This is a genomic window from Conexibacter stalactiti (assembly GCF_033542075.1).
In the GTDB taxonomy this organism is placed as follows: Bacteria; Actinomycetota; Thermoleophilia; order Solirubrobacterales; family Solirubrobacteraceae; genus Conexibacter; species Conexibacter stalactiti.
In genome coordinates this window covers 1-25,651 of sequence record NZ_JAWSTH010000089.1, presented here as the reverse complement: position 1 = coordinate 25,651, position 25,651 = coordinate 1, and the positions used below count along the sequence as shown (strand labels likewise).

Here is a 25,651-nt window from a genome sequence, read left to right as displayed (position 1 = left end):
CGCGCCGCGGCGTGCGCCGCCGCGCCCCGCGCCGTGCGCCGTCGCGCGCGCCGCAGCTCGCGCCGCCGAAGGCGCCCGCCGGGTGATCTGGAAAGACCTCTTGACAGAATCTCCATGACGCGGATACGGTCGCCGCATGCGTTCATTCGGGCCCCTTCTCATCGCTGCCGCGCTCGGCATCGCGCTCGGCTCGGCCTCGTCGGCGAATGCCGAGACCCGCGCCGAGAGCTGCACCGCGCTCTCGACCGCCGGCACCGTCAACGCGCTCGACACCGTCCCGTTCACGCAGCTCCCGCCGCAGGGCTCGCTGGAGCAGTGGCCGGCGGCGCCGGCCGGGCTGCTGCCGGCGCGCGTCCACCTGCGCTCGGAGCGGGAGAGCTTCAACGCCCGCTACGCCTTCGCCACGCGCGGCGGCCAGATCTACGTCGCGCCGGTCGCGGGCGGGGCGCCGGGCTGGCGCCGGCTGCCGCTGCCGGCCTGCTTCGCCGGTCGCGTCGTCGCGATCTCGGCCGACGACGACGAGCTGGTCGCGATCGACCGGGAGCGGCGCGTCTTCACGCTCGACAACGCGCTGAAGGGCCCCGACCTGTTCAACTGGTCGCGCCGCTGGGGCCCGCCGCTGTGGTCGGGGAAGGGGCGCACGCTGCCGCGCGACGTCGCCGCCTGGTCGTGGTCGGTGATCTCGCCGGCCGAGGACGTGACATTCCACGACACGGCTGGCAACGCGCACGCGATCGGCGCGCACAAGGACTCGCACATCTGGGCGCTGCGCACGGGCGGCCAGCGGCTGACGCTGATCGACCCGTGGCTGCCCAACGACGACAGCTACGAGACGTGCGGCCCGCACCGCGGCCGCTTCCGCGCGGTCAACGTCTCCGCGAGCGGCTCGACGGTCTTCGTGATCGGAGCTGACGGCGACCTCTTCACGCGCCTCTACGACTTCGACATCGCCGGCCACAACCCGATCTTCTTCAGATACTCCTACGAGCGGCAGCGGACAGGCGATCCCGCCGCGCCGATCCAGCTGCCGTCGCCGCCGTGGGTGCGCCAGCCGAAGGTGCCAGGGGAGATCACGAGCGCGATCTCGATCTCCAAGCGCGGCGTCGGCGCGATCCACCGCACGCTGCGCGTCGAGGGGCGCGACCGCCGCGGCCGCGCCGGCTACTGGGAGAAGGACGTCGTCGCGACGCGCTCCTCGGCGTGGCGCTTCCACCGCACCGGCGACAGACTGCGCGGGCGGCTGCTCGACAACTCGCCGCGCGACAGCTCGCGCCGCGACCTCGGCGCCGCCGCCGACCTGCGCTTCGCCGGCGCGGCCGGGGCGCTGCGCATCGAGGTCGCCGACTTCAACCTGCGCTGCTCGCCCGCGCGCCTGCTGCTGCGGGCCGGGCGCGGTGAGCCGGTCGAGCTGCGGCTGCACAACGTCGACGCGCTGCGCCAGTTGGAGCGGGCGACCGGCCTCGACGACCAGCCGCGCGAGCAGTACGGCACGATCGAGGTGCCGCCGGCGCTGCTGGCGCGACTCGACGAGCAGCCGGCGGCCGTGCGCGAGCTGATCGCGACCAAGCTCGGCGGCAGGCGCTTCACGAGCGTCGGCCTGCGCGTGACCGAGCACGCGCTGCGCGTCACCGAGCTGGACTGGACGCTGCGGCGATGAGCGCGCTCTTCGCCGTCACGGAGGCGACGCGCGTCGCCGAGGAGATGCTGCGCGACACCAGCAGCTTCCAGTGGTCGACGGTGACGCTGCTCGGCCTCGTCACCTACGTCTACAGCGTCGAGATCGAGCGCCGGCGCTGGGACGTCGTGCTCGCCGGCCTCGCCTTCTGGCTGATGGACGGCTTCAACGAGATCGCCAACTCGGTGATCCTGCACGCGACCGACCGCTCGGCGCTGTGGACGGTGACCGGGCACACGAGCTACCTGATCCTGATCGGCCTGACGATCGAGATCAGCTTCCTCTTCCTGATATCGGGCGTCGCCTTCGTCAAGCAGCTGCCGGCCGATCCGAAGCAGAAGGTCCTCGGCGTCAACAACCGGCTGCTGTTCGTCTTCCTCTCGTCGCTCTTCTGCGTCGGTGTCGAGCTGCTGCTGCACGCGACGGGCTGGTTCCACTGGGAGTACTGGTTCTGGAACACGCCGTTCATCCCGCTGATCGTCGTCTTCGGCTACATGACCTTCTTCGGGATAGCCGCGTGGGTCTACGACATGGGGAGGGACCACCGCCGCCAGCTGCGGGTCGTCGGCACGCTCGCCGCGATCGACCTCGCGGGGGTTGCGGTCTTCGGGGCGGTCGGCTGGCTGTAGGGTCGGCAGCGTGTCTGCGCCGAGCGTCCCACGGGCCGGTCGTCGCGCGGTGAGCCGCGACCTCCGCGCGATCGTCGCCTTCCACGCCCTCTTCTTCGCCTGCGCGGGCGCGATCGCGCTGCTCGACCCGCCCGCGAAGGGCTGGGCGGTGCTGGGGCTGGTGGTCGGCTACAACGTCGGCCTGCCGCTGATCGCGCGGGCCGTCGAGCGCGAGGACTGGTTCGCGCTGTGGCGCTTCCTGCTGCCGTTGTCGGTCTTCCAGGTGCTGCCCGACTGGGTGCTGTCGGCGCAGATCGGCACGCTCTCGTTCCCCGCGATCGGCGGCCCGCGGCTCGACGACGCGATCACGTTGGCGATGGCGGGCATGTGGGTGCCGCCGCTGTTCATCGTGGTGGCGCTGGCGCGTGGCAACGCCGCCCTCGCCGCCGCGCTCGCCTTCGCCGTCTTCCTCGGCAGCGAGCTGTTCGCGCCGCTGCTGGAGCTGTGGGAGCCGGTCGGCGACACCGTCCAGGTCGCCGGCGTCGCGCTCTACGTGCTGCCGGCCGAGGCGGCGCTCGGCTGGGCCGCCGCGACCGCCTTCGCGCTCGCCGGCAGCGCCGCGTGGCCGCGGCGGATCCTCGCCGCGCTGGCCGTCTCGACCTTCTACACCGGCGCGCTCGTGCTCGCGCACTTCCTGGTCGACGTGGCCGGGTGGGGCGTCAGTCTCTAGAAATTCTTGAAATTCCTGAGATTCGTGTAAACTCAGGCGCATGTCCGCCGCCACCGACGCCGAGCTCGCGTATGTCGACCAGGTCGGGCGCTACTTCGCGCGCCAGTACAACGTCCCGCCGGTCAGCGGCCGCGTCTGCGGCTGGCTGCTGATCTGCGAGCCGCCGGAGCAGACGGCGGCCGAGATCGCGGAGGCGCTCGGGATCAGCCGCAGCGCCGTCGGCAGCGCGGTCACGATGCTGGAGAACTGGACCGTTGTGCAGCGCAGGCGGCCGCCCGGCGAGCGGGCCGACAAGATCGGCGTCCACGCCGCGTTCGGCGAGGCCGGCCTCGTCTCGCCGGCCGAGTACGGCGCGCTGCGGGCGCTCGCGGTCGCCGGGCTCGAGCTGCTCAGAGACTCCCCGCCGGCGCGGCGGACGCGGCTGCTGGAGATGGTCGCCTTCACCGACTTCCTGCTCGAACGGCTCCCGGCGCTCGCCGAGGAGTGGCGCGCGCGGCGTGACGCGCTGCGCGCAAGCGGCGCGCTGCCGCACCACGACTGAATTCACCTCACAGGAGAGAGACCCGATGACGTTCCCTTCCCGACAGGAGTGCCGGCGATGACCGCTGCCTACGCGATCGAGGCCGACGGCCTGCGCGTGACCTTCGGCGAGGTCGTCGCGCTCGACGGCCTCGACCTGCAGGTCAGGCAAGGCACCGTCTTCGGTCTGCTCGGCCCCAACGGCGCCGGCAAGACGACGCTCGTGCGCGTGCTCGCGACGCTGCTGCGCCCGACCGCGGGCGGCGCCCGCGTGCTCGGCCACGACGTCGTCGCCGACCCGCTCGCGGTGCGACGGCGGATCGGCCTCGCCGGTCAGTACGCGGCCGTCGACGAGGAGCTGACTGGCCGCGAGAACCTCGAGATGGTCGGGCGGCTCTACCGCCTCCCGGCCCGCGAGGCGCGCGCCCGCGCGAGCGCGGTGCTGGAGCGGTTCGGGCTCGTCGACGCCGCCGACCGCCGCGTCTCGACCTACTCCGGCGGCATGCGCCGCCGGCTCGACCTCGGCGCCAGCCTCACCGGCCGCCCGCCGCTGATCCTGCTCGACGAGCCGACCACCGGCCTCGACCCGCGCACGCGGCAGGAGCTGTGGGAGACGGTCGAGGAGCTGCGCCGCGACGGCACGACCGTGCTGCTGACGACGCAGTACCTGGAAGAGGCCGACCGGCTCGCGCAGCGGATCGCCGTCGTCGACCACGGCAGGGTCGTCGCGGAGGGGACGGCCGCAGAGCTGAAGGCGACCGTTGGGACCGAGATCCTCGCCCTGCGCGTCGCCGATCCGACGCAGGCCGCCGACGCCGCCGCGGCGCTCGCCGACCTCGTCGCCGGCGACGAGCCGCCGTTCGTCGACGCTGCCACCGGCGCGATCCGCCTCGCGATCGCCGACGCCAGCGCATCGGCCGATGCGGTCCGCCGGCTCGACGCCCGCGCGCTGCCGATCGCCGCCGTCGAGCTGGAGCAGCCGAGCCTCGACGACGTCTTCCTCACGCTGACCGGAAGGAGAGCCGCATGAGCGCGGTCATGGACACCCCGCCGGCCGCCGCCGCCACCCCCGAGCGGCGTCGCCTGACCCTCTCCGAGACGCTCGCCGACAGCCGTGTGATGGCCAAGCGGCAGCTGCGCAAGACGCTGCGCAAGCCGATGCTGCTGGTCTTCGCCTTCGTGCAGCCGGTGATGTTCGTGCTGATGTTCCGCTACGTCTTCGGCGGCGCGATCGACACCGGCGGGGTCGACTACGTCGACTTCCTGATGCCGGGGATCATCGTGCAGACGGCGATCTTCGGCGCGCTGATGACCGGGATCGGCCTGACCGAGGACCTCAGCAGAGGCGTCGTCGACCGCTTCCGCTCGCTGCCGATCTCGCGCGGGGCGGTGCTGTTCGGCCGCACCGCCGCCGACATCGTGATGAACGTGATGACGCTGACCGTGATGCTGCTGGTCGGCGTGGCGGTCGGCTTCCGCCCGAGCGAGCCGGCGCCAGAGCTGCTGCTCGCGTTCCTGCTCGTGCTCGCCTTCTCCTACGTCTTCTCGTGGATCAGCGCCTTCGTCGGCCTGTCGGTGAAGGACCCGGAGACGGCGCAGTCGGCCGGCTTCATCTGGGTCTTCCCGCTCACCTTCGTCTCCTCGGCGTTCGTCCCGACCGACACGATGCCGGCCGCGCTGCAGTGGTTCGCCGACATCAACCCGGTCACGCTCGCCGCCGACGCGGCGCGCGCGCTGACGATCGGCGAGGGCGACGCGCTCGGGCCGGCGCTCGGCACGCTCGCCTGGCTGGCGGGACTGCTGATCGTGTTCGTGCCGCTGGCGGTGCGCGCCTTCCGGCGGGCGTAGCGGCTCACGGCGGGGGGGTTCTGAGAGGGCCCCCCGCGACTGCCGCCGTCGGCCTAGGGTGAGGTGCGGACGGCAATGGCCGGCACACGTGCCGGCGGCAGAAGGGAACGACCTCATGGAGCATCGCCAGCTCGGAACCACCGGCGTCTCGGTCAGCAAGCTGTGCCTCGGCGCGATGATGTTCGGCGACTGGGGCAACAGAGACCACGACGACTCGATCCGCATCATCCACCGGGCGCTCGACGCCGGCATCAACTTCATCGACACCGCCGACATCTACTCCGGCGGCGAGTCGGAGGTGATCGTCGGCAAGGCGCTGGCCGGCGGCCGGCGCGACGACGTCGTGCTGGCGACGAAGTTCTGGGGTCCGATGGGCGAGGACCCCAACCGCCGCGGCGTCTCGCGCCGCTGGATCGTCCAGGAGGTCGAGGCGTCGCTGAGACGGCTCGGCACCGACTGGATCGACCTCTACCAGGTCCACCGCTACGAGCCGGGTGTCGAGATCGAGGAGACGCTCGGCGCGCTGACCGACCTCGTGCAGCAGGGCAAGGTCCGCTACGTCGGCTCTTCGACCTTCCCGCCGTCGGCGATCGTCGCGGCGCAATGGACGGCGCGCGAGCAGCGGCTGCAGCGCTACCGCACCGAGCAGCCGCCGTACTCGATGCTCGCGCGCGGGATCGAGGCCGACGTGCTGCCGACCTGTGCCAGATACGGGATGGGCGTGATCCCGTGGAGCCCGCTCTCCGGCGGCTGGCTGTCGGGCAGATGGCGCAAGGGCGCCGACGGGCTGGCGCCGACCTCCGCGGCGCGGCAGAGACTGGTCGACCGCTACGACCTCTCGCTGCCGGTCAACCAGCGCAAGCTCGACGCCGCCGACGCGCTCGGCAGAGTCGCCGACGAGGCCGGCATCTCGCTGATCGAGCTGGCGATCGCGTTCGTGGTCAACCACCCGGCCGTGACGGCGGCGATCATCGGGCCGCGCACGATGGAGCAGCTCGACGGCCAGCTGCCCGCCGCGGACCTCACGCTCGACGCCGCGCTGCTGGACCGCATCGACGAGATCGTCCCGCCCGGCGTCAACATCAACCCGGCCGACGGCGGCTGGGCCAACCCGGCGCTGGAGCCGGCCGCCCGGCGGCGCGGCTGAGCCGGGCGTAGGGTGAGGCGCATGTCGAGCATCTTCATCACAGGGTCGGCCGACGGGCTCGGGCAGGAGGCCGCGCGGCGGCTGCTCGCCGACGGCCATGAGGTCGTGCTGCACGGACGCTCTCCGCGGCGGGCGCAGGAGGCGCTCGCGGCGCTGCCGGGCGCGCGCGGCGCGGTCCACGGCGATCTCTCCAGCATCGCCGATACGCGCGCCGTCGCCGAGCAGGCGAACGCGCTCGGCCGCTTCGACGCGGTGATCCACAACGCCGGCGTCTACCTCGGCCCGCGCCGCGAGACGGTCGACGGCCTCGAACGCGTCTTCGCGGTCAACGTGCTCGCGCCGTACCTACTGACGGCGACGATGGAGCTGCCGCGGCGGCTCGTCTACCTCAGCTCCGGCATGCACCGCTCCGGCGAGCTGCGGCTCGACGACCTGCAGTGGCAGCAGCGGCCGTGGAACGACACCCAGGCGTACTGCGACTCGAAGCTGCTCGTCGTCGCGCTGGCGCTCGCGTTCGCGCGCCGCTGGCCGCAGGTGCGCTCCAACGCCGTCGACCCCGGCTGGATCCAGACGAAGATGGGCGGCGCCGGCGCGCCCGACGGCCTCGACGTCGGCGCCGCGACGCAGGTCTGGCTGGCGGGCTCCGACGTGCCCGAGGCGGCCGAGGCGACGGGCGGCTACTGGTTCCGCGGCGCGCGCGAGGAACCAGCGCCGGAGGCCGCTGACACGGCGGTGCAGGAGGCGCTGCTGGCCGAGTGCGCGCGGCTCAGCGGGTTGTGAGCAGGTCGAAGTCGCGTGAGTCGGCCTGCTCGACCAGCCTCACGTACTCGAGCATGAAGCCGGGCCAGTTGCCGACGACGCGGCCGTCGCCGTCCTTGCGGTACCAGCTCTGGCACTGCGTCCAGACGGAGCCGTCGAGCCGCTGCTGGACGGCGTCGGTCGAGGCGCTCTCGACCTCCGGCCGCACCGACAGCGCGCGGCGGCCGGCGCTGGCACCGGCGCCGCCTCCACGCAGCAGCCCCAGTGCGCTCAGCACGTAGCCGGCCTGCGCCTCGATCATCACGATGATCGAGCCGACGCCGAGGTTCGTGTTCGGCCCGTACATCAGGAACAGGTTCGGGAAGCCGGCGACGGTGATGCCGAGGTGGGCGCGGGCGCCGCCGTCCCACGCCGCCTGCAGCTCCTGCCCGCCGCTGCCGTGGACCTTCATCGGCGCGACCGGCTCGTCGGCGTGGAAGCCGGTGCCCCAGACGATCGCGTCGACCTCGCGGCGGGTGCCGTCGGCGGCGATGACCGCGTCGGGCTCGATCCGCTGCACGCGGTCGGTCACGACCTCGACGTTGGGCCGCTGCAGCGCCGGCAGGTAGGCCGAGCTGAAGAGGATCCGCTTGCAGCCGAACTCGTGTCTGGGCCAGACCTTCCTGCGCACCTCTCTGTCGCGCAACTGCAGCCGCATGAAGCTCGTCGACCACAGCCGGAACGCGGCCTTCAGCGGGCGCGCCTTCGTGTAGCCGAGGATGAACGTCTCCATCACGCCCCACATGCCGTAGCGGCGCAGCTTCTGCAGGCCCGGGACGCGCCGTATCGCGGTCCGCACCGCGCGCGGGTAGACGGGATTGCGGCGCGGCATCATGTACGGCGCGCTGCGCTGGTAGACGTCGACGCGCGCCGCCTGCTTGGCGATCTCCGGCACGAACTGGACGGCGCTGGCGCCGGTGCCGATCACCGCGATCCGTCTCCCGGTCAGGTCGACGTCGTGGTCCCACTGCGCCGAGTGGAAGGCCGGGCCGGCGAACTGCTCCATCCCGGGGATCTGGGGGAACGCGGGACGGGTCAGCTGGCCGCAGGCGAGCACGAGCGCGTCGGCGCTGTGCGTCTCGCCGTCGGCGCTGCTCAGCGTCCAGGTCAGCGCCGTCTCGTCCCAGCGCGTCTCGTCGATCTCGGTGCCGAAGCGGATGTGGGGGAGGATCCCGTCGGCCTCGGCGACCTCGCGCAGGTAGCGCTGGATCTCCGCCTGCGGCGAGCAGGGCCGCGACCAGTCGCGCCGCTGCGCCCACGAGAACGAGTAGAGGTACGACGGCACGTCGCAGGCCGCGCCGGGGTAGGTGTTGTGCTGCCAGACGCCGCCGACGTCGTCGGCGCGCTCGAAGATCGTGAAGGTGTGGCCGGCCGCGCGCAGGCGGTGCGCGACCTCGATGCCGCTGAAGCCGGCGCCGACGATCGCGACCTTCATGACGCCACCTCGTAGAGCGCGTCGATCGCGCCGGCGTGCCGCGTCTCGATCCCGCGGCGCTTGAGCTTCAGCGTCGGCGTCAGCTCCTCGCCGCCGGCCGCCCAGTCGTCGCTCAGCACGGCGAACCGCTTCACCTGCTCCGCGCGTGAGAGCGTCGCGTTGCCGCCCGCGACGGCCGCCTCGATCGCGGCGCGCACCTCGGCGTCATCGGCCGCGCGGTCGCCGAGCAGGTCGGGGTCGGGGACGATCAGCGCAACGTTGAACGGCCGCCCGTCGCCGACGACGCAGATGTGGCCGATCAGCGGGCTGCGCGTCTTGATCGCGGCCTCGATCGAGGAGGGCGACATGTTCTTGCCGCCGGCGCTGATGATCAGCTCCTTCTTGCGGTCGACGATGCGCAGGTAGCCGTCGTCGTCGATGTTGCCGACGTCGCCGGTGCGCAGCCAGCCGTCGCCGTCGATCGCCGCCGCGGTCGCCTCCGGCAGGCCGCGGTAGCCGCGCATCACCGTCTCCGAGCGCATCAGCAGCTCTCCATCTTCGGCGAGTCTCAGCTCGACGCCGGGCAGCGCCGGCCCGACCGTCCCGACCCGGATCGCGCCGGGCGGGTTGCAGGTGCAGCAGGCGCAGTTCTCGCTCATGCCGTAGATCTCAGCAAGCGGGACGCCGATCGTGTGGAAGTACTCGATCAGCTCCGGCGCGCTCGGCGCGGCGCCGATGTTGGCCGCCAGCACCTGGTCGAGACCGAGCGCGGCACGCAACTGGGCGGGCTCCAGCCCGGGGTTGGCCGCCTGCGCCGCCTGCGCGCCGGCGCGCAGCTTCTCCCACACGCGCGGGACGGCGAAGAACCAGTTCGGCCGCACCTCGCGCAGCGCGGCGCCGATCTGGCGCGGATCGGGGCAGGTCGTGACCTCCAGGCCGAACAGGACCGGCGCGTACCAGGAGGCGATCCGCTCGGCGATGTGCGCCAGCGGCAGCCAGCAGATCACGCGCCCGCCGGCCTCGATCCCGTTGATCTCGCCGATCACGCGCGTCGCGGTCAGCAGGTTGCGGTGGGTCAGCTCGACGCCCTTCGGCGGGCCGGTCGTGCCGGAGGTGTAGATGATCGTCAGCAGGTCGTCGGGGCTGGCCGCGACCGGCTCGGGCAGCGGCGGGCTGGCCGTCAGCGTCTCCCAGGCGATCTCGCCGGGCTCGCTCGCGGCGCCGTCGAGCACGACGAGCGCGCAGCCGCGGCCGGCGAGCGCGGCGCGCGCCGTCGCGGCGAACGCGGGCTCCGTGATCAGCACGCGCAGGCCGGCGTCGTCGGCGACGTGGGCGACCTGCTCGGGCGAGGAGGTCGCGTAGATCGAGACCGGGACGGCGCCGAGCATCACGGTCGCGAGGTCGGCGACGTGGAACTGCGGCCGGTTGGTGAGCAGCAGCCCGACGGTCGCGTCGCGGCCGACGCCGAGGCCGGCGAGCCCGGCGGCGACGCAGGCGGCGGCGCCGTGCAGCTCGCGCCAGCTGTAGCGGACGGTGCCCTCGCGGTCGCGGACCGCGAGCTGCTCGCCGCGCGCGCCGACGATCGCGGCGACGGCGTCGGTGAGCGTCTGAGGCGTTGCGGAGACGGTGGTCGACATGTGTCGCATCGTCACTGCCCCGACCGGCCCGACACTGTGCGAAGCGCACATCCTCGCCGTCGCGGCGGGGTAGCATCGCACGCCGTGGCGCGCACGGAGACCTGGAGGGAGCTGGCGGCCGAGCTTGCGGAGGACGGCGAGCGCGTCGGCCTGCTCGCCGCCGCCGTCACCGACCGGATCGTCGCGGCGCTGCCGCTCGGCGCCGACGAGGAGCTGGCCGAGGCGACGCGCCGCAGCGTCGCCGACAACATCTGGCTCTTCGCCTCGATGGCCTCCGCCGGGATCCCGCCGGAGCGCGCCGCGCCGCGCACGCTCGCGGAGGAGTTCGTGCGGCTGCTGGCCCATCGCGGCGTCGGCGCCGACACCGTCGCGGCCTCCTACCGGCTGGCGCTGAACGGCTTCTGGGACGGCTGGACCGAGCTGCTGCGCGAGCGCGTCCCGCCGGCCGAGCTGGCCGACGCGCTCGACGCCTCGATCCGCTGGATGCTGACGTTCGTCAACACGCTCTCCGAGCGCGTGATCGCGATCCACGAGCAGGAGCGGCGCGCCTGGGTCCGCAGCGGCGAGGCGGTCCGCGCCGCGACGATCCGCGACCTGCTCGACGGCGTCCCGACCGACCTGCAGCTGGCCGAGAGCCGGCTCGGCTACCCGCTCGACCGCAGCCATCGCTGCGCCGTCGCCTGGAGCGACGGGCAGGCCGGCCCCAACGACGAGCGGCCCGACCTCGGCCTGCTCGCGAGCGCGCTCGCGACGCGGCTGCGGGTGCGCTCGGTGGCGCTGACGGTCGACCGCGAGACGGTCGCGGTGTGGGCGAGCGGCTTCGACGGCACCGCCGACCGCGAGGCGCTCGCCGACCTCGACGCGGTCGCCGCGCGCGGCGTCTCGCTCGCGGTCGGCCGCGCGCACAGCGGCCTCGACGGCTTCCGCTGGTCCTACCGCGAGGCGATGCACGCCCGCCGCGTCGCGCTGCTGGAACGGCGGCCGGCCGGCGCGGTGACGCCCTACGAGCGGGTCGCGCTGCAGGCGCTCGCGAGCGCCGACGTCGAGCACGCGCGCCGCTTCGTCGCCTGGCAGCTCGGTCCGCTCGCCGGCGACGACGACGCCTCGCGCGCGCTCGCCGAGACGCTGCGCGCGTATCTGCTGAACGAGTCGAACCTGCGCGCCGCGGCGGCCCAGCTGGGGATCCACCACAACACCGTCGCGAACCGTCTGCGACGGGCGGCGGAGCTGCTCGGCGCGCCGATCGCGGAGCGCAGCGCCGAGCTGCTGGCCGCGCTCGCGCTCGTCGACACGACCCGCTACGAGGCGACCGCCGGCACCTCCTGAGGGACAGGCTCCGGCTCGCCGCCGGCGGTGCGGCCGGCGATCGGCACCGAGCCCAGCGGTGCTCTCTCCGCCGCGCCCGGCGCCGCCGGGACGGTGCTCATCGCGCGCTCGGCCATCGCCGCGATCGTCAGCGACGGGTTGACGCCGACGTTCGCCGGCACCGCCGCGCCGTCGCAGACGAGCAGGTTCTCGTAGCCGAAGGCGCGGTGGTCGCGGTCGACGACGCCCTCCTGCGGCGTCGCGCCGATCGTCGCGCCGCCGAGGATGTGCGCCGTCGTCGGGATCCCGAACAGCGCCTCGGGCACCGACGAGCCGGGCGCGCCGCCGGTCTCGCGCGCGAGCCATTCGGTGAAGGCGTTGGCGACGGGGATGAACGTCGGGTTCGGTCTCTCCGGATCCTGCCGCGTCTGCATCCGCACGCTGCCGTCGCGCTTGCGCTTGAACGTCAGCTCCATCGCGCTGTCGAGCGTCTGCATCACGAGCACGACGATCGAGCGCTGGCCCCAGTTCGGCTTGAAGACCAGTTCGGCGACCCAGCCGGGGTGGCGGACCATCTGCGTCAGCCACTTCAGCGGCCGCGTGAGGCGGTTGCCGCCGCCGGTGAGGACGGTGAAGAGGCCGCGGATCGCGCCGCCGCCGGCGCCGTAGGTGACCGTCTCGACGTGGGTGTGCGCGTCCGGGTAGATCGAGGAGGTGATCGCGACCCGTCTGGCGATCGCCTCCGCGCGCCCTTCGGGCACGGTCACGACGAGCACCGCCTCGCTGTTGGTGCGGATCAGCTTGCCGAGGCGAGGGGAGAGGCGCGGCAGCGCGCCGTCGAGCCGCGCCCGTGCCAGCAGCTCATTGGTGCCGAGCGCGCCGCCCGCGAGCACGACCCCGCCGGCGCGGATCGTCACGTCGCCGCGGTCGGAGCGGCGGCCGGTGCGGCGGTGGGTGACGAGCCAGCCGTCCTTGCCGTCGCCGCCGCCGAGCGGGCGCAGGCCGACGACCTCGCGGCCGGCGAGGATCCGCGCGCCCCAGCGCTGCGCGAAGTGGAGGTAGTTCTTGTCGGTCGAGTTCTTCGAGCCGTGCGGGCAGCCGAGCATGCAGCGACCCTCCTGCTGGCAGCCGACGCGCCGCGGGCCCTCGCCGCCGAAGTAGGGGTCGGCGACCTCCTCGCCGGGCGTCTCCAGGTAGGCGCCGACGCGCGCCTTGCGGTACGTGTGGCCGACGCCGAGTTGCTCGCCGTAGCGCTTCAGCAGCTGGTCAGCGGGGTCCTCGCCGGTGACGTCGGTGACGCCGAGCATCCGCTGCGCGGTCTCGAAGTGCGGCGCCAGCTCGCGCTCCCAGTCGCCGAGCGCCTCCCACTGCGCGTCGTGGAAGAACGCTCTCGGCGGCACGTACAGCGTCATCGCGTAGACGAGGCTGCCGCCGCCGACGCCGGCCCCGCTCATCACCAGTGCGTCCTTGAAGAAGGTCAGCCGGAACAGCCCGCGCAGGCCGAGCCGCGGCGCGAACAGGTAGCGGCGCAGGTCCCACGAGCTGCTCGGCATCTCGCTCGCGTCGCGGAACTGCTCGCCGCGCTCGATCACCAGCACCGAATAGCCCTTCTCGGCGAGCCGCATCGCGCTGACGCTGCCGCCGAAGCCGGAGCCGACCACGACCCAGTCGACGTCGAGCGCCTGCTCCCTCACGTTCGATCGCATCGGCGCAGCCTCGCCGAGTGGTGGGGGGTTGGCGTTGTGCGCACGCCACTGCCGGGGGCATCAGGGGCGTGCGTGGCGCACAGCGGGCGCGGGCGGCGCTGCGGACGAGGGCGCCTCAGCGAGCGCGGGCGGCGCCGATCACGTGCGGGTTGGTGTGCGCCCACGACGGGCCGACGTCGAGGTCGCGGACGCGCTCGACGTCGAAGCCGGCGGCGCCGATCGCCGCGACGGTGTCGCGCGCGCAGTGGCAGCCGCCGCCGAGCCGCGGCCAGATGCCGGAGCTGTCGAGCCGCCGCTGGATCCTCGCCTTGCGCGGGCGGGCGGAGCGGACGTGCTCGAGGAAGCGCAGCTCACCGCCGGGCTTCAGCACCCGGCGCAGCTCGGCGAGCGCGCGCGCCGGATCGGGGACGCTGCAGAGCACGAGGCTGGCGATCGCGACGTCGAACTCGCCGTCGGCGAACGGGAGCGTGTCGGCGGTCGCATCGCGCACGGTGACGGGCACCCGGGCGCGCTGGGCCGCCTGCTCGGCTCTCTCGCGCAGGTACGGCTCCGGTTCGAGCGCGACGACCTCCGCGACGGTCGCGGGGTAGTGGCCGAAGTTCATGCCGTTGCCGGCGCCCAGCTCGACGACGCGGCCGGAGAGGCCGGCGAGCAGCTCCTCGCGATGGGCGCCGATCTCCTTCTCCAGCGAGCCGGTGAAGCGGTCGAAGATGCGCGCGAAGACGGGGTGGTTGACGGTCGTCTCGTTCATCGGCTTTGAAGCGTATCGGCGCTGCGCAGCAGGATCGGCAGGATCAGCAGCGCGATCGCGCCGCCGGCCAGCCCGAGTGTGGCGTAGCTGGTGGCGGCGACGACCAAGCCGCTGCTGAGGCCGCCGGCGGCGCCGGCGAGCGAGACGCTGAGGTCGACGGCGCCCTGCGTGCGGGCGCGCGTGGCGAGCGGGGTGCTGTCGGTCAGCAGCGCGGTGCCGCCGATCAGGCCGAGGTTCCAGCCGAGGCCGAGCAGCGCGAGCGCGACCGTCAGCAGCACCATCGAGTCGGCCGGCGCGACGGCCGCGAGCAGCCCGGCCGCGAGCAGCACGACCCCGCCGGCGGCGATCACGGGCCGGCGGCCGGCGCGGTCGGCGAGCATGCCGGTCAGCGGCGAGGGCAGATACATGCAGGCGATGTGGATCGAGATCACCAGTCCGGTCGCGCCGAGGCCGTGGCCGTGGTCGCGCATGTGGATCGGCGTCATCGTCATCACCGCGACCATCACGATCTGGGTCAGGACCATCGCGGCGGCGGCGAGCGGGATGCCGCCACCTCCGCTGCCCGTGGGTGTGGTGGCGACGGGGGCGGAGGTGGGGGCCGGCGCCTCGCCGAGCGCCCGCGCGGTCAGCAGCGGATCGGGCCGCAGCCGCAGCTGCAGGACGAGCGCGGCGACCGCGTAGGCGGCCGTCGCGAGCAGGAACGGGCCGGCGAGGCGCGGGATCGAAAGCTGCTCGGCGAGCTGGCCGGTCGCGTCGACGAGGTTGGGGCCGGCGACGGCGCCGACGGTCGTCGCGACGAGCACGACGCTGACCGCGCGCCCGCGATGGGCGGGGCCGGCGAGGTCGGCGCCGGCGTAGCGGGCCTGCAGGTTGGTGGCGGTGCCGGCGCCGTAGACGAGCAGCGACAGCAGCAGCAGCGGAACGCTGTCGAGCACGGCGGCGACCACGATCCCGGCCCCGCCCGCCGCGCCGGCCGCGTAGCCGGCGGCGAGCCCGACGCGCCGGCCGGAGCGCTGCGAGAGCCGCCCGACCAGCAGCGAGGCGGCGGCCGAGCCGGTCGTGAAGAGCGCCGCCGGAAGGCCGGAGAAGCTGGTCGAGTCGAGCATGTCCTCGGCCAGCAGCGCGCCGACCGTGACCCCGGCGGCGAGGCCGGCGCCGCCAAGCATCTGCGCGATCACGAGCGTGATCAGCGTGCGCCGCTGCAACGCCGCCAGCTCGGCGTCCGAGATCCCCTGCACGAGCGGTTCGCTCAACCCGGCACGTCGATCCAGCGCACGATGCGACCGTCGCGCAGCTCGTGGTAGGAGGGCGGCGCGGGCGGCGGATCGTGCGTGAGGCGGGCGATCACGGCGGCGGGGCCGTGCAGCTGCTCTTCGATCGCGGTCGTCCAGTGGACGGCGGGGTCGAGCAGCCGTTGCAGCCGCGCCCAGTCGCGCCGCTCGATCGTGGTGAGGACGTTCCCGACTGCCGGCACCTGCTCCGCCATGTGGGGGACGCTACAGCGGCGTGCGCTTCCGGTGCGCGCCCGCGCCCGCCGTCGGCGCGCTCAAGCTCCCGCGCTGCGCCCGCCCGCTCTCGCCACGGCGCTCGGCAGTTCGCCGACCAGCTCCGCCAGCAGCCGCGAGGCGCGCAGCAGCGCGGGCAGCTCGACGCCGGTCGCCACGCCGCAGTCCTCCAGCAGGAAGACCAGCTCCTCGGTCGCGACGTTGCCGGCCGCGCCGACCGCGAACGGCGAGCCGCCGATCCCGCCGAGCGAGCAGTCGAAGCGCGTGACGCCGAGCGTCAGTCCCGCCCACGCGTTCACGAGCCCGGTCCCGCGCGTCTCGTGCAGGTGCAGGCCGATCTCGCTGCCGACCTCCGCGACGACGGCGGCGATCCGCGCCGGCGTCGCCATCCCGGTCGTGTCGGCGCAGGTGACGCGCTGCGCGCCGGCGTCGCGCGCGGCGGCGCAGATGCGGCCGACCTCGGCCGGCGCGACGTCGCCCTCGTAGGGAGATCCGAAGGCGCACGAGACGACGACGTCGACCGGCGTGCCGGCCGCCTGCGCCAGCGTGCAGATCCGCTCGACCTGCGCCAGCCCGTCCGCGCGCGTCATCTTCGTGTTCGCGACGCTGTAGCGCTCGGAGGCGGAGATCGTCACCGTCAGCGCGTCGGCGCCGGCCGCGAGCGCGTCGCGCGCGCCGCGCTCGTTCGGCACCAGCGCGGTGCGCGTCACCCCGGGGATCGGTCCCAGCAGCGCCAGCAGCTCGGCGGTGCCGGCCATCGCCGGCACAGCTCTCGGCGAGACGAACGAGCCGACCTCGATCTCGCGCAGCCCGGCGTCGATCAGCGCGGTGACGAGCCGCGCGCGGTCGACGAGCGGCAGCGGCGGGTGGACCTGCAGCCCGTCGCGCGGGCCGACGTCGCGCAGCTCGACCGCCGCCGGCAGCGTCCAGGGAAGCGTCAAGCCGGCGCCCCCGCGCGCAGCTCGCTGAGCGCCGCCTCGGCGCGGTCGGCGCGAACCGCGCCGCCGGCGACCAGCCGCCGCACGACGGCGTCGACCTCGCCGGGCGCGGCGCCGGCGGCGATCGCGACGTTGCGCGCGTGCAGCGTCATGTGGCCGCGCTGGATCCCCTCCGTCGCCAGCGCGCGCAGCGCGCCGACGTTCTGCGCCAGCCCGACGGCGACGACGATCTGCGCCAGCTCGGCGGCGGTCTCGACGGCGAGCAGCCTGACGGCGGCGCGCGCGGTCGGGTGGGTCTTCGTCGCGCCGCCGACGAGCCCGACCGGCATCGGCACCTCCAGCGTCGCGACGAGGTCGCCGTCGGCGTCACGCTCCATGTGCGAGAGGGTCGTGTAGCGGCCGTCGCGGACCGCGTGGCTGTGGCAGCCGGCCTCGACCGCGCGCGTGTCGTTGCCGGTCGCCAGCACGACGGCGCTGATGCCGTTCATGATCCCCTTGTTGTGCGTCGCGGCACGGTAGGGGTCGTCGGCGGCGAGCTGGTAGGCCTCGACGATCCCGTCCACGACCTGCGGCCCGCCGAGCTTGTCGGCGGCGAAGACGGCGCGAGCGCGCGCGAGGCGGCGGTCGGCCTTGTTGGAGAGGATCCGCAGCAGCACGCGGCCGCGCGCGATCTCGGCGATCCGCGGCGCGAGCGCCTCGGCCATCGTGTTGACGGCGTTGGCGCCCATCGCGTCGCCGACGTCGACGACGAGGTGGACGACGACGTGCGTCCCTCTCGGTCCGTCGATCACGCGCACCTCCAGCTCGCGCGCGCCGCCGCCGAGCCGCACGAGCACGGGGTCCTGCTCGTCGGCGGCGGCCAGCAGCTCGTCGCGGTGCTCGTGCAGCCGCAGCTTCGCGGCGTGCGGGTCGGCGACGTCGAGCACCTGCACCTGGGCGATCATCAGCGGGGCGGTCGTCGAGCAGAAGAAGCCGCCGCGCTCGCGCGCGACCTGCGCGAGGTTGCTGGCGGCGGCGATCACCGACGGCTCCTCGCTCGCCATCGGCACGAGGTGGTCGCGGCCGTTGACGCGGAAGTTCGCGCCGATCCCGAGCGGGACCGGCATCAGGCCGACGGCGTTCTCGACCATCCCGTCGGCGATCGGGAGGATCGCGTCGCGCTCGGCGCGCAGGTCCTCGAGCGCGGCGGGGTCGGCGCCGGAGGCCTCGGCGAGGGCGGCGAAGCGCTCGTCGAGCGCGAGCTTGTAGAAGCCGGGCAGGCGGCTGTTGACAGACATCGGTCTCTCCTGGAGTTCGTGTCGCGGGTTCAGCGGGGTTCAGCTAGCCGGCTGAGCCGCGGAAGTCCGGCGCGCGGCGCTCCGCGAAGGCCCGCAGGCCCTCGCGCGCGTCGTCGCTGGTGAAGGTCCTCTGGCCGAGCGCGGCTTCGCGTGCGAACGCCTCCTCGGCCGGCAGGTCGGCGAGCGTCACGACGCTCTCCTTGATCGTCTGGACCGCCTGCGCGCTCAGCGCGGCGACCCCAGCGGCGATGCCGCGCGCGGTCGCGTCGAGCTGCTCGGGCGCGACGACGCGGTTGAGCACGCCGACGCGCAGCAGGTGCTCGGCGTCGAAGCGCTCGCCGGTCAGCAGCAGCTCCATCGCGGCGGCGTAGCCGATCTGGCGCCGCAGCCGCACGAGCGTGCCGCCGGCGGGGACGAACCCCATCGCCGGCTCCGGCAGCCCGAAGCTGGCGTCGCTCGACGCGATCCGGATGTCGGTCGCCAGCAGCAGCTCGAAGCCGCCGCCGAGGCAGAGGCCGTTCACCGCGGCGACGATCGGCTTGTAGAAGGGGACGCCCTTGAGGTGGGCGGGATCCCATTGCGAGATGTCGAAGCGGTCGGAGGCGAGCGCGGGGATCGACTCGTGCAGGTCGGCGCCGACGCAGAAGGCGCGCTCGCCGGCACCGGTCAGCAGCACGACGCGGACGGCCGGGTCGTCGCGCGCGGCCAGCCACGCCGCGCCGAGCTGGTCGTACATCTCCAGCGTCAGCGCGTTGAGCTTCTCCGGCCGGTCGAAGCGGATCTCGGCGATCCCGTCGGTGACCTCGTAGGCGATCGACATCGTTCAGATCACCCCGCGCTCGCGCAGCTCGGCGAGCCGCTCGGCCGAGAGGCCGAGCGCCGCGCCGAGCACGTCGTCGTTGTGCTGGCCCGGGGCCGGCGCCTGCGCGCGCGGGTCGCCGGGCGTCTCGCTGAGCTTGACCGGCAGCCCGAAGATGCCGACGGCGCCGCCGGGGTAGTCGACGTCGACGACCATCTCGCGCGCGGCGATCTGCGGGTCTCTGACGACCTCGCCGATGTCCTTGACGGCGCTGAGCGGGACGCGGTCGCCGGCGATCGCCTCCAGCTCCGCCTTCGTGCGCGTCGCGAACCAGCCCTCGACGATCGGCTTGACGCGGCGCTGGTAGGTCTCCTCCTCGAAGCGCTGCTCCATCGTCGCGATCTCGGGGTCGTCGACCAGCTCGGGGGCGCCGAACAGCTCGCAGCTCTCGCGCCACAGCTTCTGCGTGTAGCCGCCGAAGAAGACGTGGCCGTCCTTGCACGGGAACAGCCCGTACGGGCGCACGAAGGGATGGTCGTTGCCGAGCGGGCCGGCGACTCTGCCGCCGACGGTGTAGTCGACCACGGCCGTCTCGGTCAGCGACAGGATCGCGTCCTGCTGCGAGACGTCGACGAGCTGGCCGACGCCGCTGCGCTCGGCCTCGCGCAGCGCCGAGACGGTGCCGAAGGCGGCGTAGAGCGAGGCCGACAGGTCGCCGATGATCGTGCCGACGCGGACCGGTTCGCGGTCCGGGTAGCCGTTCATCGACCACAGCCCGCCGGTCGCCTGGCCGCTGTTGTCGTAGGCCGGCTTGCGCGAGCTGGGGCCGTACTGGCCGAAGCCGGAGATCGCGGTGTAGACGAGCGCCGGGTTCTCCTCCCGCAGCGCCTCGAAGCCGAGCCCGAGGCGGTCCATCGTGCCGGCGCGGAAGTTCTCCACCAGCACATCGCTGCGCCGCACCAGCTCGCGCAGCAGCTCCTGCCCTTCCTCGGACTTGAGGTCGAGCGTGATCCCGAGCTTGTTGCGGTTGTACTGCGCGAAGAAGGCGCTGAAGCGGTCGCCGCCGGCGCCGACGAACGGCGGGAAGTCGCGCGCGTAGTCGGGCTCGGCGGGGTTCTCGACCTTGATCACGGTCGCGCCGAGGTCGCCGAGCATCATCGCGCAGTAGGGGCCGGCGACGACGCGCGTGACGTCGAGCACGGTCACGCCGCGCAGCGGCCCCTGTCGCCGCGGCGCGCCGTCGACCGCGTCGAGCGCGTCCTGCCAGTGGCTCTGCACGGTCATGGTCTACCCCGCCACCGTCACGCGCACGTCGAGCGCGCTGCCGCAGCTGGGGCAGAGGTGCTCGTGCAGCCGCACCTCCGCGCGCGGGCGGACGCGGATCCCCAGCTCGTCGAGGCGCTCGGCCGCGACGCTCTCGCGCGTGAGCGCGCCGGCGGCCCAGTCGTCGCCGAGGCTGCCGTCGCAGACGCGGCAGGCCCAGCCGCCACCGTCGGCGCGCACGCCGAGCGGGCCGTCGTCGCCGGCCTCGCGCCGCAGCTCGCCGTAGCCGGCGACGGTCACCGCGGTCGCCGGCTCGTGGCCGAGCCGCCGGGCGCGCGCCGCGTGACGCAGGCGCGTGGTCGCGTCCGTGTCGACGGAGCCGTCGCCGGACAGCGCCACGCCGTAGGCGGCCTCCGCGGCGGCGGCCGAGACGTAGCCGTCGCGCACGTCGGCGGCGACCGCCGCGGGGTCGCGCAGCAGCGGGTCGCCGTAGCCGCCGCCGCCCGCGATCCGCTGGCGGAAGACGTCGCCGGCGCGGATCGTCAGGCCCTGCTCCACCAGCTCCAGCAGCTCCGTGCTGGCCGGCGCGAGGCGGTCGGCGTGCGCCGCCTCGCCGCGCGCGATCACGCCGTCGACGTCGACCTCGCGCAGGATGCTCTGCTCGCCGCCGCCGCCCGGGTAGGCGCCGCCGTAGCCGCCGGCCGGGACCTGCGCGCAGGGACAGAAGACGGTGTGCAGCACCTCGTCGCAGTTGCGCAGCGTCCAGGCGTAGTCGACGCCGAGCCCGCCGCGCTGCGCGCCGGGGCCGCCGGTCGCCGCGTCGACCCGCTTCCACAGGTAGAGCACCGGATACATCAGCTCGTTCATCTCGACGTCGGGGACCATGTTGCTGATCTGCGTCGTCATGCCGGAGCCGTCGAGGCCGTCGCCGGAGGCCTGCGCGCCGGCGCCCATCAGGCCGCCGTCCATGTTGAAGAGGACGAAGTACTCGCCGGTGTCGGTGCGCGTCCCGGCGGAGATGCCGCCGGTCCACGAGTCGGCCCAGATCCCCTGCGCGCGGCCGCGCAGCTCGGCGTCGGCGCTGCGCTCGACGACGCGGTTGAGCAGCAGCGTCACCAGCCGCGTGACGCGGCCGCCGACGGTCAGGTGGCCGTTGCTGGCCGGGGCAGGCACGTCGGGGTTGACGATGCTGGCCTTCGCGGCGGTGATCTCGATCGGGCCGAGCACGCCCTGGTTGAACGGCAGATCCCATGCGAGCGCCGGGTTCATGCCCGTCGCGACGCTGCCGACGAGCGCGCCGTAGGAGCAGTTGACGAAGCCGGCGACCTGCGGGCTCGACGCGGAGAAGTCGAAGTGCAGGTGCTCGCCGTCGATCGTCATGCGGCAGTGGATCGGCAGCAGCTCGTCGACCTTGCCGTCGCCCTCCTGCCACTCGGTCGCCTCGTAGACGCCGTCGGGCAGCAGCCCGATCCGCTCGGCGACGACCTGGCGCGCCGCCTCGATCGCCAGCTCGGCGTACTGCGTGAAGGTGTCGGCGCCGAACTCCTCGATCGTCGCGAGCAGGCGGCGGGCGCCGGTGTTGTTGGACGCGACGAGGCTGCGCACGTCGTTCCAGAAGAGGACCGGCAGCCGCACGTTGTTGACGATCATGCGGCGGACCGACTCGACCGGCTCGCCGTGCTCGTAGCACTTGACGCCGGGCGGCATCCGCAGCGCCTCGGCGAAGCAGTCGACGGCGCTCGGCGCGAAGCCGCCGGGGTTCATCCCGCCGATGTCGAGCAGGTGCGCCTGCGACTGCGCGAAGCCGACGACGCGGCCGTCGTGGAAGATCGGCGTGATCACCGAGACGTCCGGCGGATGGGTCGAGCCGGCGGTGTGCGAGTCGTTGCTGATGAAGGCGTCGCCCGGCTCCATCTCGTCGATCGGGACGGCGTCGAGCAGGCCTCTGAGCGCGACGCTCGCGGAGCCGATGTGGAACTGGACGTAGTTGGAGTACGCGTAGATGCGGCCGTCGGCGTCGAACAGCGCGGTGTTGAAGTCGCCGGCCTCGGCGATCACCGGCGAGCCGGACGAGCGCATCATCGCGATCGCCATCTCGTCGACGATCGCGTCGAGCCGCATGCGGATCACCTCGAGCGTGACGGGATCGTGCGCGCGTCCCTGCGCGCTGCTCGCTGCGGGCGGCGCGGTGTCGATCGTGCTCATGGTCTGTCTCTCCTCGCGCGTCGCGCGCTCAGCCGCGGGCCGGCAGGTCGATGATGTAGTTGGCGTGCGCGTCGCGCGCGATCGTCGCGCCCTCGGGGACGTAGAGGTTGGTGTCGGGCTCCTCGACGACGCAGGGGCCGTCGCGGCGCTCGCCGAGCGCCAGGCCGCGGTGGACGTCGACCTCGCGCCGCAGGCCGCTCATCGGCTCGACGATCTCGCGACGGCGCTGCGACCGCTCGCCGTCGAGCGTCACCTGCACCGGCGCGCTGTCGGCCGAGCCGAAGCGGCCGATCCCCTTCACACGCGTGTTCGTGACGACGACCTCGGCCTCGGTCCAGGCGGTCCCCGCGCCGAACTCGGCCTCGTAGTCGACGATGAAGCGGTCGCGCACCTGGTCCTTGAGCCCTTCGGTGAAGGCGGCGGCCGGCAGCGTCGTGGTGACCTCGAAGACCTGGCCGGCGAACTTCATGTCGGCCTCGCGCACGACCTCGCGCGCGTCGGCGGCGATCGCGTCGGCGCCGAACCACTCCTGCACGCGCGCCTCCAGCGCCGCGTAGGCCAGCTCGAGGTCCTCGGCGCTCTGGGCGAAGTTCCACGGCGTCGTCTGCACGGCGGTGAAGACGGAGTCGGCGTGCAGCAGCCCGAAGGCGCTGAAGACCGACGCCGCCGCCGGCACGACGACGCGGGCGACGTCGCACTCGCGCGCGATCTCGGCGGCGAAGAGGCCGCAGGCGCCGCCGAAGGAGACCATCGTGAACTCGCGCGGGTCGTGGCCGCGGTTGACGGTCAGCGCGCGGATCGCGTTGGCCATCTGCACCGTCGTGAGGCGGTAGATGCCGCCGGCGGCCGCGTCGACGTCGTAGCCGAGCGGCGTCGCGACCGTCTCGATCGCGGCGCGCGCCTTGTCGCGGTCGAGCGGGATCGTGCCGCCGAGGAAGTAGCCGGGGTCGATCAGCCCCATCGCGACGGTCGCGTCGGTGACGGTCGGCTGCTCGCCGCCGCGGCCGTAGCAGGCCGGTCCGGGCACCGAGCCGGCGCTCTTGGGGCCGACGCGCATCAGGCCGCGCGAGTCGATCCAGGCGATCGAGCCGCCGCCGGCGCCGATCGAGCTGATGTCGACCGCCGTCAGCGAGGTCGGGAACTCGCCCATCTGCGCGCGCGGCAGGACGCGGTAGGCGCCGTCGCTGATGATCGCCGCGTCGAAGCTGGTTCCGCCCATGTCGGCTGTGACGACCCGTCTGAGGCCGAGCGAGTCGCCGAGCCGGCGCGCGCCCTCGACGCCGCCGACGGGGCCGGAGTTGAACATCTTGATCGGCGTCTTGCCGGCCTCCTCGACCGACAGGAAGCCGCCGTCGACCTGCATCAGCTTGAGGCCGCTGGCGAGGCCGCGCTCGCGCAGCGCCGCGTCGAGCTGCTGGAAGTGGGTCGCGACGACCGGCTTGCAGGCGGCGTCGAGGACGGTCGTGACCATCCGCTCGTACTCGCGGTAGACCGGCGCCAGCTCGCTGGAGAGCGTCACCGGCAGATCCGGCGCAAGCTCGCGTACGAGCGCGGCGACCGCCTGCTCGTTGGCGGGATTCTTGAACGACCACAGGAAGCAGACGGCGATCGCCTCGACGCCCTGCTCCAGCAGCGCGGAGATCTCGGCGCGCGCCGCGTCGGCGTCGACCGCCCGCAGCACGTTGCCGTCGACGTCGACGCGCTCGGCGATCTCGACGATGCGGTCGCGGCCGACGATCTCCGGCGGCGCGGCGTTGGCGTGCGCGTCGCGCGAGGGGCCGCGGTTGGAGCGCGCGATCCGCAGCGTGTCCTTGAAGCCGGCGGTCGTGAGCAGCCCGACGGCGGGGAAGCGCAGCTCGTCGATCACGTTCGTGACGATCGTGTTGCCGAGCACGAACTTCTCGATCGCGCCGTAGAAGACGTTCTCCTCCAGCTCCAGCTGCTCGCGCGCCCGGCCGAGCACGTCGAGGATCCCGCTCGTCACGTCCTTGGTCGAGTAGGCCTTGGCCCGGATCAGCTCTCCGTCGGCCGTCACCACCGCGTCGGTGAACGTGCCGCCGACGTCCACACCCACTTCGATCCGCATAGCTCTCCTCAGAACCGGAATGTCACCCGCCGGCCGCAGGGGCGCAGCGGGACTGTCTTCACGCTACGGCGGACCGTCAGTACGTCGCAATGTGCAGAACTCCACTGATCGCGTGTCACTATGGTGAACTCTCCGCATCTCAGTCACCGTGAGCCTTCCAGTGTCCACTTCATTCCCGCGATGAGCGTTCCCGAGCACGACGACCGCGACGAGCTGCTGCGCCAGCTCGAGCACCACCGCGCCCGCGAGAGCGAGCTGCTGGCGCTGTACGAGACGGCGCACGACCTGACCGCCCTGCGCGACGTCGACCGCGTGCTGCACGCGATCGTGCGGCGGGCGCGCCAGCTGCTCTCCAGCGACGTCGGCTACCTGTCGATCTACGACCCCGAGCGCGAGGACTTCTACGTGCGCGCGACCGAGGGGTCGTTCTCGGAGGACTTCGCGCGCATCCGCGTGCCGGCCGGGGTCGGCATCTGCGGCCTCGTCGCGGCCGACAAGCGGCCGCGCTTCTCCAGCGACTACGCCAACGACGACCGCTTCCGCCACAGCGGCGGGATCGACCACGGCGTGCTCGCCGAGCACATCGACTCGCTGCTGGGCGTGCCGCTGATGTCCGGCGGCGCGGTGATCGGGGTGCTGTTCGTCGCCGACCGCTACGCGCGCACCTACGCGCCGCCGCAGATCGCGCTGCTCGACTCGCTCGGCGCGCACGCCGCCGCCGCGATCGAGAACGCCCGCCTGTTCCAGGAGAGCCGCGAGGCGCTCGAACGCGAGCAGCACGCCAACGCCGCGCTGCAGGCGCGCACGCGCGAGATCCAGTCGGCCGCCGACGTGCACGAGCAGCTGACCGCGCTGCTGGCGGCCGGCGGCGACCTCGACGACCTCGCCGAGGTCGTCGCGCGCGAGCTGGACGGCCCGGTGCTCGTCACCGACGGGGCGCTCGAACCGCTCGCCGGCTCAGCGGCGGCGGCGCGCGAGCAGCCGCTGCCGGGCGAGCTGCGCGTCGCGCTGCGGCGCTCGGCGCAGCTCGGCCGCGCGGTGCGGGTCGAAGCGGTGGGGGCGTGGGTCGCCTCGACGGCGACCTCCTCCGGCGGCGACGGCGGGCTGGTGCTGTGGCGCGAGCAGGAGCTGTCGCCGCCGCAACTGCGGATGCTGGAGCGGGCGGCGGTGATGGTCGCGCTCGTGCTGCTGGCGCGCGAACGCGTCGCGGCGGCCGAGCAGCGGGCGATGGGCGACCTCGTGACGGGGCTGCTGGCGCAGCCGCAGACCGACCCGCCGGCGCTCGCGCGCGAGGCGCGCCGGCAGGGGCTGCCGCTCGACGCCGAGCTGGCCGTGATCGCGCTGCGGCTGCCGCTCGCGCACGAGCCGCGCGCGGCGCAGCTCGCGCGCGCGGCGGTCGCGCCGACCGGCCTCGTCGGCCACGTCAAAGGCGGATCGTAG

22 protein-coding genes are annotated in these 25,651 nt (G+C 73.8%); 10 read left to right on the top strand and 12 right to left on the bottom strand.

Annotated elements, in window-relative coordinates; genetic code table 11:
* Nucleotides 1–136 precede the first annotated feature (136 nt).
* From R7226_RS24240 to R7226_RS24205, 8 genes are all read left to right on the top strand, one after another.
* Nucleotides 137–1,657 (top strand): hypothetical protein, encoded by a 1,521-nt coding sequence (locus R7226_RS24240; protein WP_318599942.1) that lies wholly within the window; start codon nt 137–139, stop codon nt 1,655–1,657.
* Complete coding sequence (locus R7226_RS24235; protein ID WP_318599941.1) at nt 1,654–2,304, top strand: hypothetical protein; 651 nt, start codon at nt 1,654–1,656, stop codon at nt 2,302–2,304. The genes R7226_RS24240 and R7226_RS24235 overlap by 4 nt, the downstream gene beginning before the upstream one ends.
* Before the next feature lie 49 nt (nt 2,305–2,353).
* Entirely contained in the window at nt 2,354–3,013 is a 660-nt protein-coding gene (locus R7226_RS24230; RefSeq protein WP_318599940.1) for a DUF6989 domain-containing protein, read from the top strand.
* A 40-nt stretch (nt 3,014–3,053) separates the two neighbouring features.
* Entirely contained in the window at nt 3,054–3,554 is a 501-nt protein-coding gene (locus R7226_RS24225) for a GbsR/MarR family transcriptional regulator (protein WP_318599939.1), read from the top strand.
* A 57-nt stretch (nt 3,555–3,611) separates the two neighbouring features.
* Nucleotides 3,612–4,562, top strand: a complete 951-nt coding sequence (locus R7226_RS24220) for an ATP-binding cassette domain-containing protein (RefSeq protein WP_318599938.1) — start codon at nt 3,612–3,614, stop codon at nt 4,560–4,562.
* On the top strand, nt 4,559–5,380 hold the full coding sequence (locus R7226_RS24215) for an ABC transporter permease (protein WP_318599937.1): 822 nt from the start codon (nt 4,559–4,561) through the stop codon (nt 5,378–5,380). The genes R7226_RS24220 and R7226_RS24215 overlap by 4 nt, the downstream gene beginning before the upstream one ends.
* 115 nt (nt 5,381–5,495) lie before the next feature.
* A complete protein-coding gene (locus R7226_RS24210) occupies nt 5,496–6,527 on the top strand; it encodes an aldo/keto reductase (protein ID WP_318599936.1) in 1,032 nt (343 codons plus the stop codon).
* 21 nt (nt 6,528–6,548) lie between these two features.
* Nucleotides 6,549–7,307: an SDR family NAD(P)-dependent oxidoreductase gene (locus tag R7226_RS24205; RefSeq protein ID WP_318599935.1), complete on the top strand. Its 759-nt coding sequence runs from the start codon at nt 6,549–6,551 to the stop codon at nt 7,305–7,307.
* Here the strand turns inward: R7226_RS24205 and R7226_RS24200 are convergent.
* Together R7226_RS24200 and R7226_RS24195 are read right to left on the bottom strand one after the other, a co-directional pair.
* Nucleotides 7,294–8,760, bottom strand: a complete 1,467-nt coding sequence (locus tag R7226_RS24200) for a flavin-containing monooxygenase (RefSeq protein WP_318599934.1) — start codon at nt 8,758–8,760, stop codon at nt 7,294–7,296. The genes R7226_RS24205 and R7226_RS24200 overlap by 14 nt on opposite strands.
* A complete protein-coding gene (locus tag R7226_RS24195; RefSeq protein ID WP_318599933.1) occupies nt 8,757–10,376 on the bottom strand; it encodes an AMP-dependent synthetase/ligase in 1,620 nt (539 codons plus the stop codon). Before R7226_RS24195 ends, R7226_RS24200 begins: the two co-directional genes overlap by 4 nt.
* An 84-nt stretch (nt 10,377–10,460) precedes the next feature.
* On the opposite strand from R7226_RS24195, the gene R7226_RS24190 reads away from it, so the two are divergent.
* Nucleotides 10,461–11,702 carry a PucR family transcriptional regulator gene (locus R7226_RS24190; protein ID WP_318599932.1) on the top strand — a complete coding sequence of 414 codons (1,242 nt, stop codon included), beginning with the start codon at nt 10,461–10,463 and terminating at the stop codon, nt 11,700–11,702.
* Here R7226_RS24190 and R7226_RS24185 read toward each other — a convergent pair.
* The 10 genes from R7226_RS24185 to R7226_RS24140 all read right to left on the bottom strand — a co-directional run bounded on the left by R7226_RS24185 (nt 11,675) and on the right by R7226_RS24140 (nt 24,211).
* Nucleotides 11,675–13,387: a GMC family oxidoreductase gene (locus R7226_RS24185; RefSeq protein ID WP_318599931.1), complete on the bottom strand. Its 1,713-nt coding sequence runs from the start codon at nt 13,385–13,387 to the stop codon at nt 11,675–11,677. The genes R7226_RS24190 and R7226_RS24185 overlap by 28 nt on opposite strands.
* A gap of 115 nt (nt 13,388–13,502) precedes the next feature.
* Nucleotides 13,503–14,138 (bottom strand): class I SAM-dependent methyltransferase, encoded by a 636-nt coding sequence (locus R7226_RS24180; protein WP_318599930.1) that lies wholly within the window; start codon nt 14,136–14,138, stop codon nt 13,503–13,505.
* Complete coding sequence (locus tag R7226_RS24175; protein WP_318599929.1) at nt 14,135–15,391, bottom strand: MFS transporter; 1,257 nt, start codon at nt 15,389–15,391, stop codon at nt 14,135–14,137. The genes R7226_RS24180 and R7226_RS24175 overlap by 4 nt, the downstream gene beginning before the upstream one ends.
* Entirely contained in the window at nt 15,388–15,624 is a 237-nt protein-coding gene (locus R7226_RS24170) for a hypothetical protein (RefSeq protein ID WP_318599928.1), read from the bottom strand. Before R7226_RS24170 ends, R7226_RS24175 begins: the two co-directional genes overlap by 4 nt.
* Nucleotides 15,625–15,684: 60 nt before the next feature.
* Nucleotides 15,685–16,584, bottom strand: a complete 900-nt coding sequence (locus R7226_RS24165) for a hydroxymethylglutaryl-CoA lyase (protein ID WP_318599927.1) — start codon at nt 16,582–16,584, stop codon at nt 15,685–15,687.
* A complete protein-coding gene (locus R7226_RS24160; protein ID WP_318599926.1) occupies nt 16,581–17,858 on the bottom strand; it encodes a hydroxymethylglutaryl-CoA reductase, degradative in 1,278 nt (425 codons plus the stop codon). Before R7226_RS24160 ends, R7226_RS24165 begins: the two co-directional genes overlap by 4 nt.
* Before the next feature lie 43 nt (nt 17,859–17,901).
* The gene (locus tag R7226_RS24155) at nt 17,902–18,678 is read right to left on the bottom strand and encodes an enoyl-CoA hydratase/isomerase family protein (RefSeq protein ID WP_318599925.1); all 777 of its coding nucleotides are present in this window, start codon (nt 18,676–18,678) and stop codon (nt 17,902–17,904) included.
* A 3-nt stretch (nt 18,679–18,681) separates the two neighbouring features.
* A complete protein-coding gene (locus R7226_RS24150) occupies nt 18,682–19,941 on the bottom strand; it encodes a CaiB/BaiF CoA transferase family protein (protein ID WP_318599924.1) in 1,260 nt (419 codons plus the stop codon).
* A gap of 3 nt (nt 19,942–19,944) precedes the next feature.
* Nucleotides 19,945–22,125, bottom strand: a complete 2,181-nt coding sequence (locus R7226_RS24145; RefSeq protein WP_318599923.1) for a hydantoinase B/oxoprolinase family protein — start codon at nt 22,123–22,125, stop codon at nt 19,945–19,947.
* 28 nt (nt 22,126–22,153) lie between these two features.
* The gene (locus R7226_RS24140) at nt 22,154–24,211 is read right to left on the bottom strand and encodes a hydantoinase/oxoprolinase family protein (RefSeq protein WP_318599922.1); all 2,058 of its coding nucleotides are present in this window, start codon (nt 24,209–24,211) and stop codon (nt 22,154–22,156) included.
* Between the two features lie 180 nt (nt 24,212–24,391).
* On the opposite strand from R7226_RS24140, the gene R7226_RS24135 reads away from it, so the two are divergent.
* Entirely contained in the window at nt 24,392–25,651 is a 1,260-nt protein-coding gene (locus R7226_RS24135; protein ID WP_318599921.1) for a GAF domain-containing protein, read from the top strand.

Excerpts from the sequence above, each read along its gene's own strand:
- R7226_RS24240 (WP_318599942.1), top strand. The coding sequence starts at position 137 with ATGCGTTCATTCGGGCCCCTTCTCATCGCTGCCGCGCTCGGCATCGCG.
- R7226_RS24235 (WP_318599941.1), top strand. The coding sequence starts at position 1,654 with ATGAGCGCGCTCTTCGCCGTCACGGAGGCGACGCGCGTCGCCGAGGAG.
- R7226_RS24225 (WP_318599939.1), top strand. The coding sequence starts at position 3,054 with ATGTCCGCCGCCACCGACGCCGAGCTCGCGTATGTCGACCAGGTCGGG.
- R7226_RS24220 (WP_318599938.1), top strand. The coding sequence starts at position 3,612 with ATGACCGCTGCCTACGCGATCGAGGCCGACGGCCTGCGCGTGACCTTC.
- R7226_RS24215 (WP_318599937.1), top strand. The coding sequence starts at position 4,559 with ATGAGCGCGGTCATGGACACCCCGCCGGCCGCCGCCGCCACCCCCGAG.
- R7226_RS24210 (WP_318599936.1), top strand. The coding sequence starts at position 5,496 with ATGGAGCATCGCCAGCTCGGAACCACCGGCGTCTCGGTCAGCAAGCTG.
- R7226_RS24205 (WP_318599935.1), top strand. The coding sequence starts at position 6,549 with ATGTCGAGCATCTTCATCACAGGGTCGGCCGACGGGCTCGGGCAGGAG.
- R7226_RS24200 (WP_318599934.1), bottom strand. The coding sequence starts at position 8,760 with ATGAAGGTCGCGATCGTCGGCGCCGGCTTCAGCGGCATCGAGGTCGCG.
- R7226_RS24195 (WP_318599933.1), bottom strand. The coding sequence starts at position 10,376 with ATGTCGACCACCGTCTCCGCAACGCCTCAGACGCTCACCGACGCCGTC.
- R7226_RS24185 (WP_318599931.1), bottom strand. The coding sequence starts at position 13,387 with ATGCGATCGAACGTGAGGGAGCAGGCGCTCGACGTCGACTGGGTCGTG.
- R7226_RS24180 (WP_318599930.1), bottom strand. The coding sequence starts at position 14,138 with ATGAACGAGACGACCGTCAACCACCCCGTCTTCGCGCGCATCTTCGAC.
- R7226_RS24170 (WP_318599928.1), bottom strand. The coding sequence starts at position 15,624 with ATGGCGGAGCAGGTGCCGGCAGTCGGGAACGTCCTCACCACGATCGAG.
- R7226_RS24160 (WP_318599926.1), bottom strand. The coding sequence starts at position 17,858 with ATGTCTGTCAACAGCCGCCTGCCCGGCTTCTACAAGCTCGCGCTCGAC.
- R7226_RS24155 (WP_318599925.1), bottom strand. The coding sequence starts at position 18,678 with ATGTCGATCGCCTACGAGGTCACCGACGGGATCGCCGAGATCCGCTTC.
- R7226_RS24150 (WP_318599924.1), bottom strand. The coding sequence starts at position 19,941 with ATGACCGTGCAGAGCCACTGGCAGGACGCGCTCGACGCGGTCGACGGC.
- R7226_RS24145 (WP_318599923.1), bottom strand. The coding sequence starts at position 22,125 with ATGAGCACGATCGACACCGCGCCGCCCGCAGCGAGCAGCGCGCAGGGA.
- R7226_RS24140 (WP_318599922.1), bottom strand. The coding sequence starts at position 24,211 with ATGCGGATCGAAGTGGGTGTGGACGTCGGCGGCACGTTCACCGACGCG.
- R7226_RS24135 (WP_318599921.1), top strand. The coding sequence starts at position 24,392 with ATGAGCGTTCCCGAGCACGACGACCGCGACGAGCTGCTGCGCCAGCTC.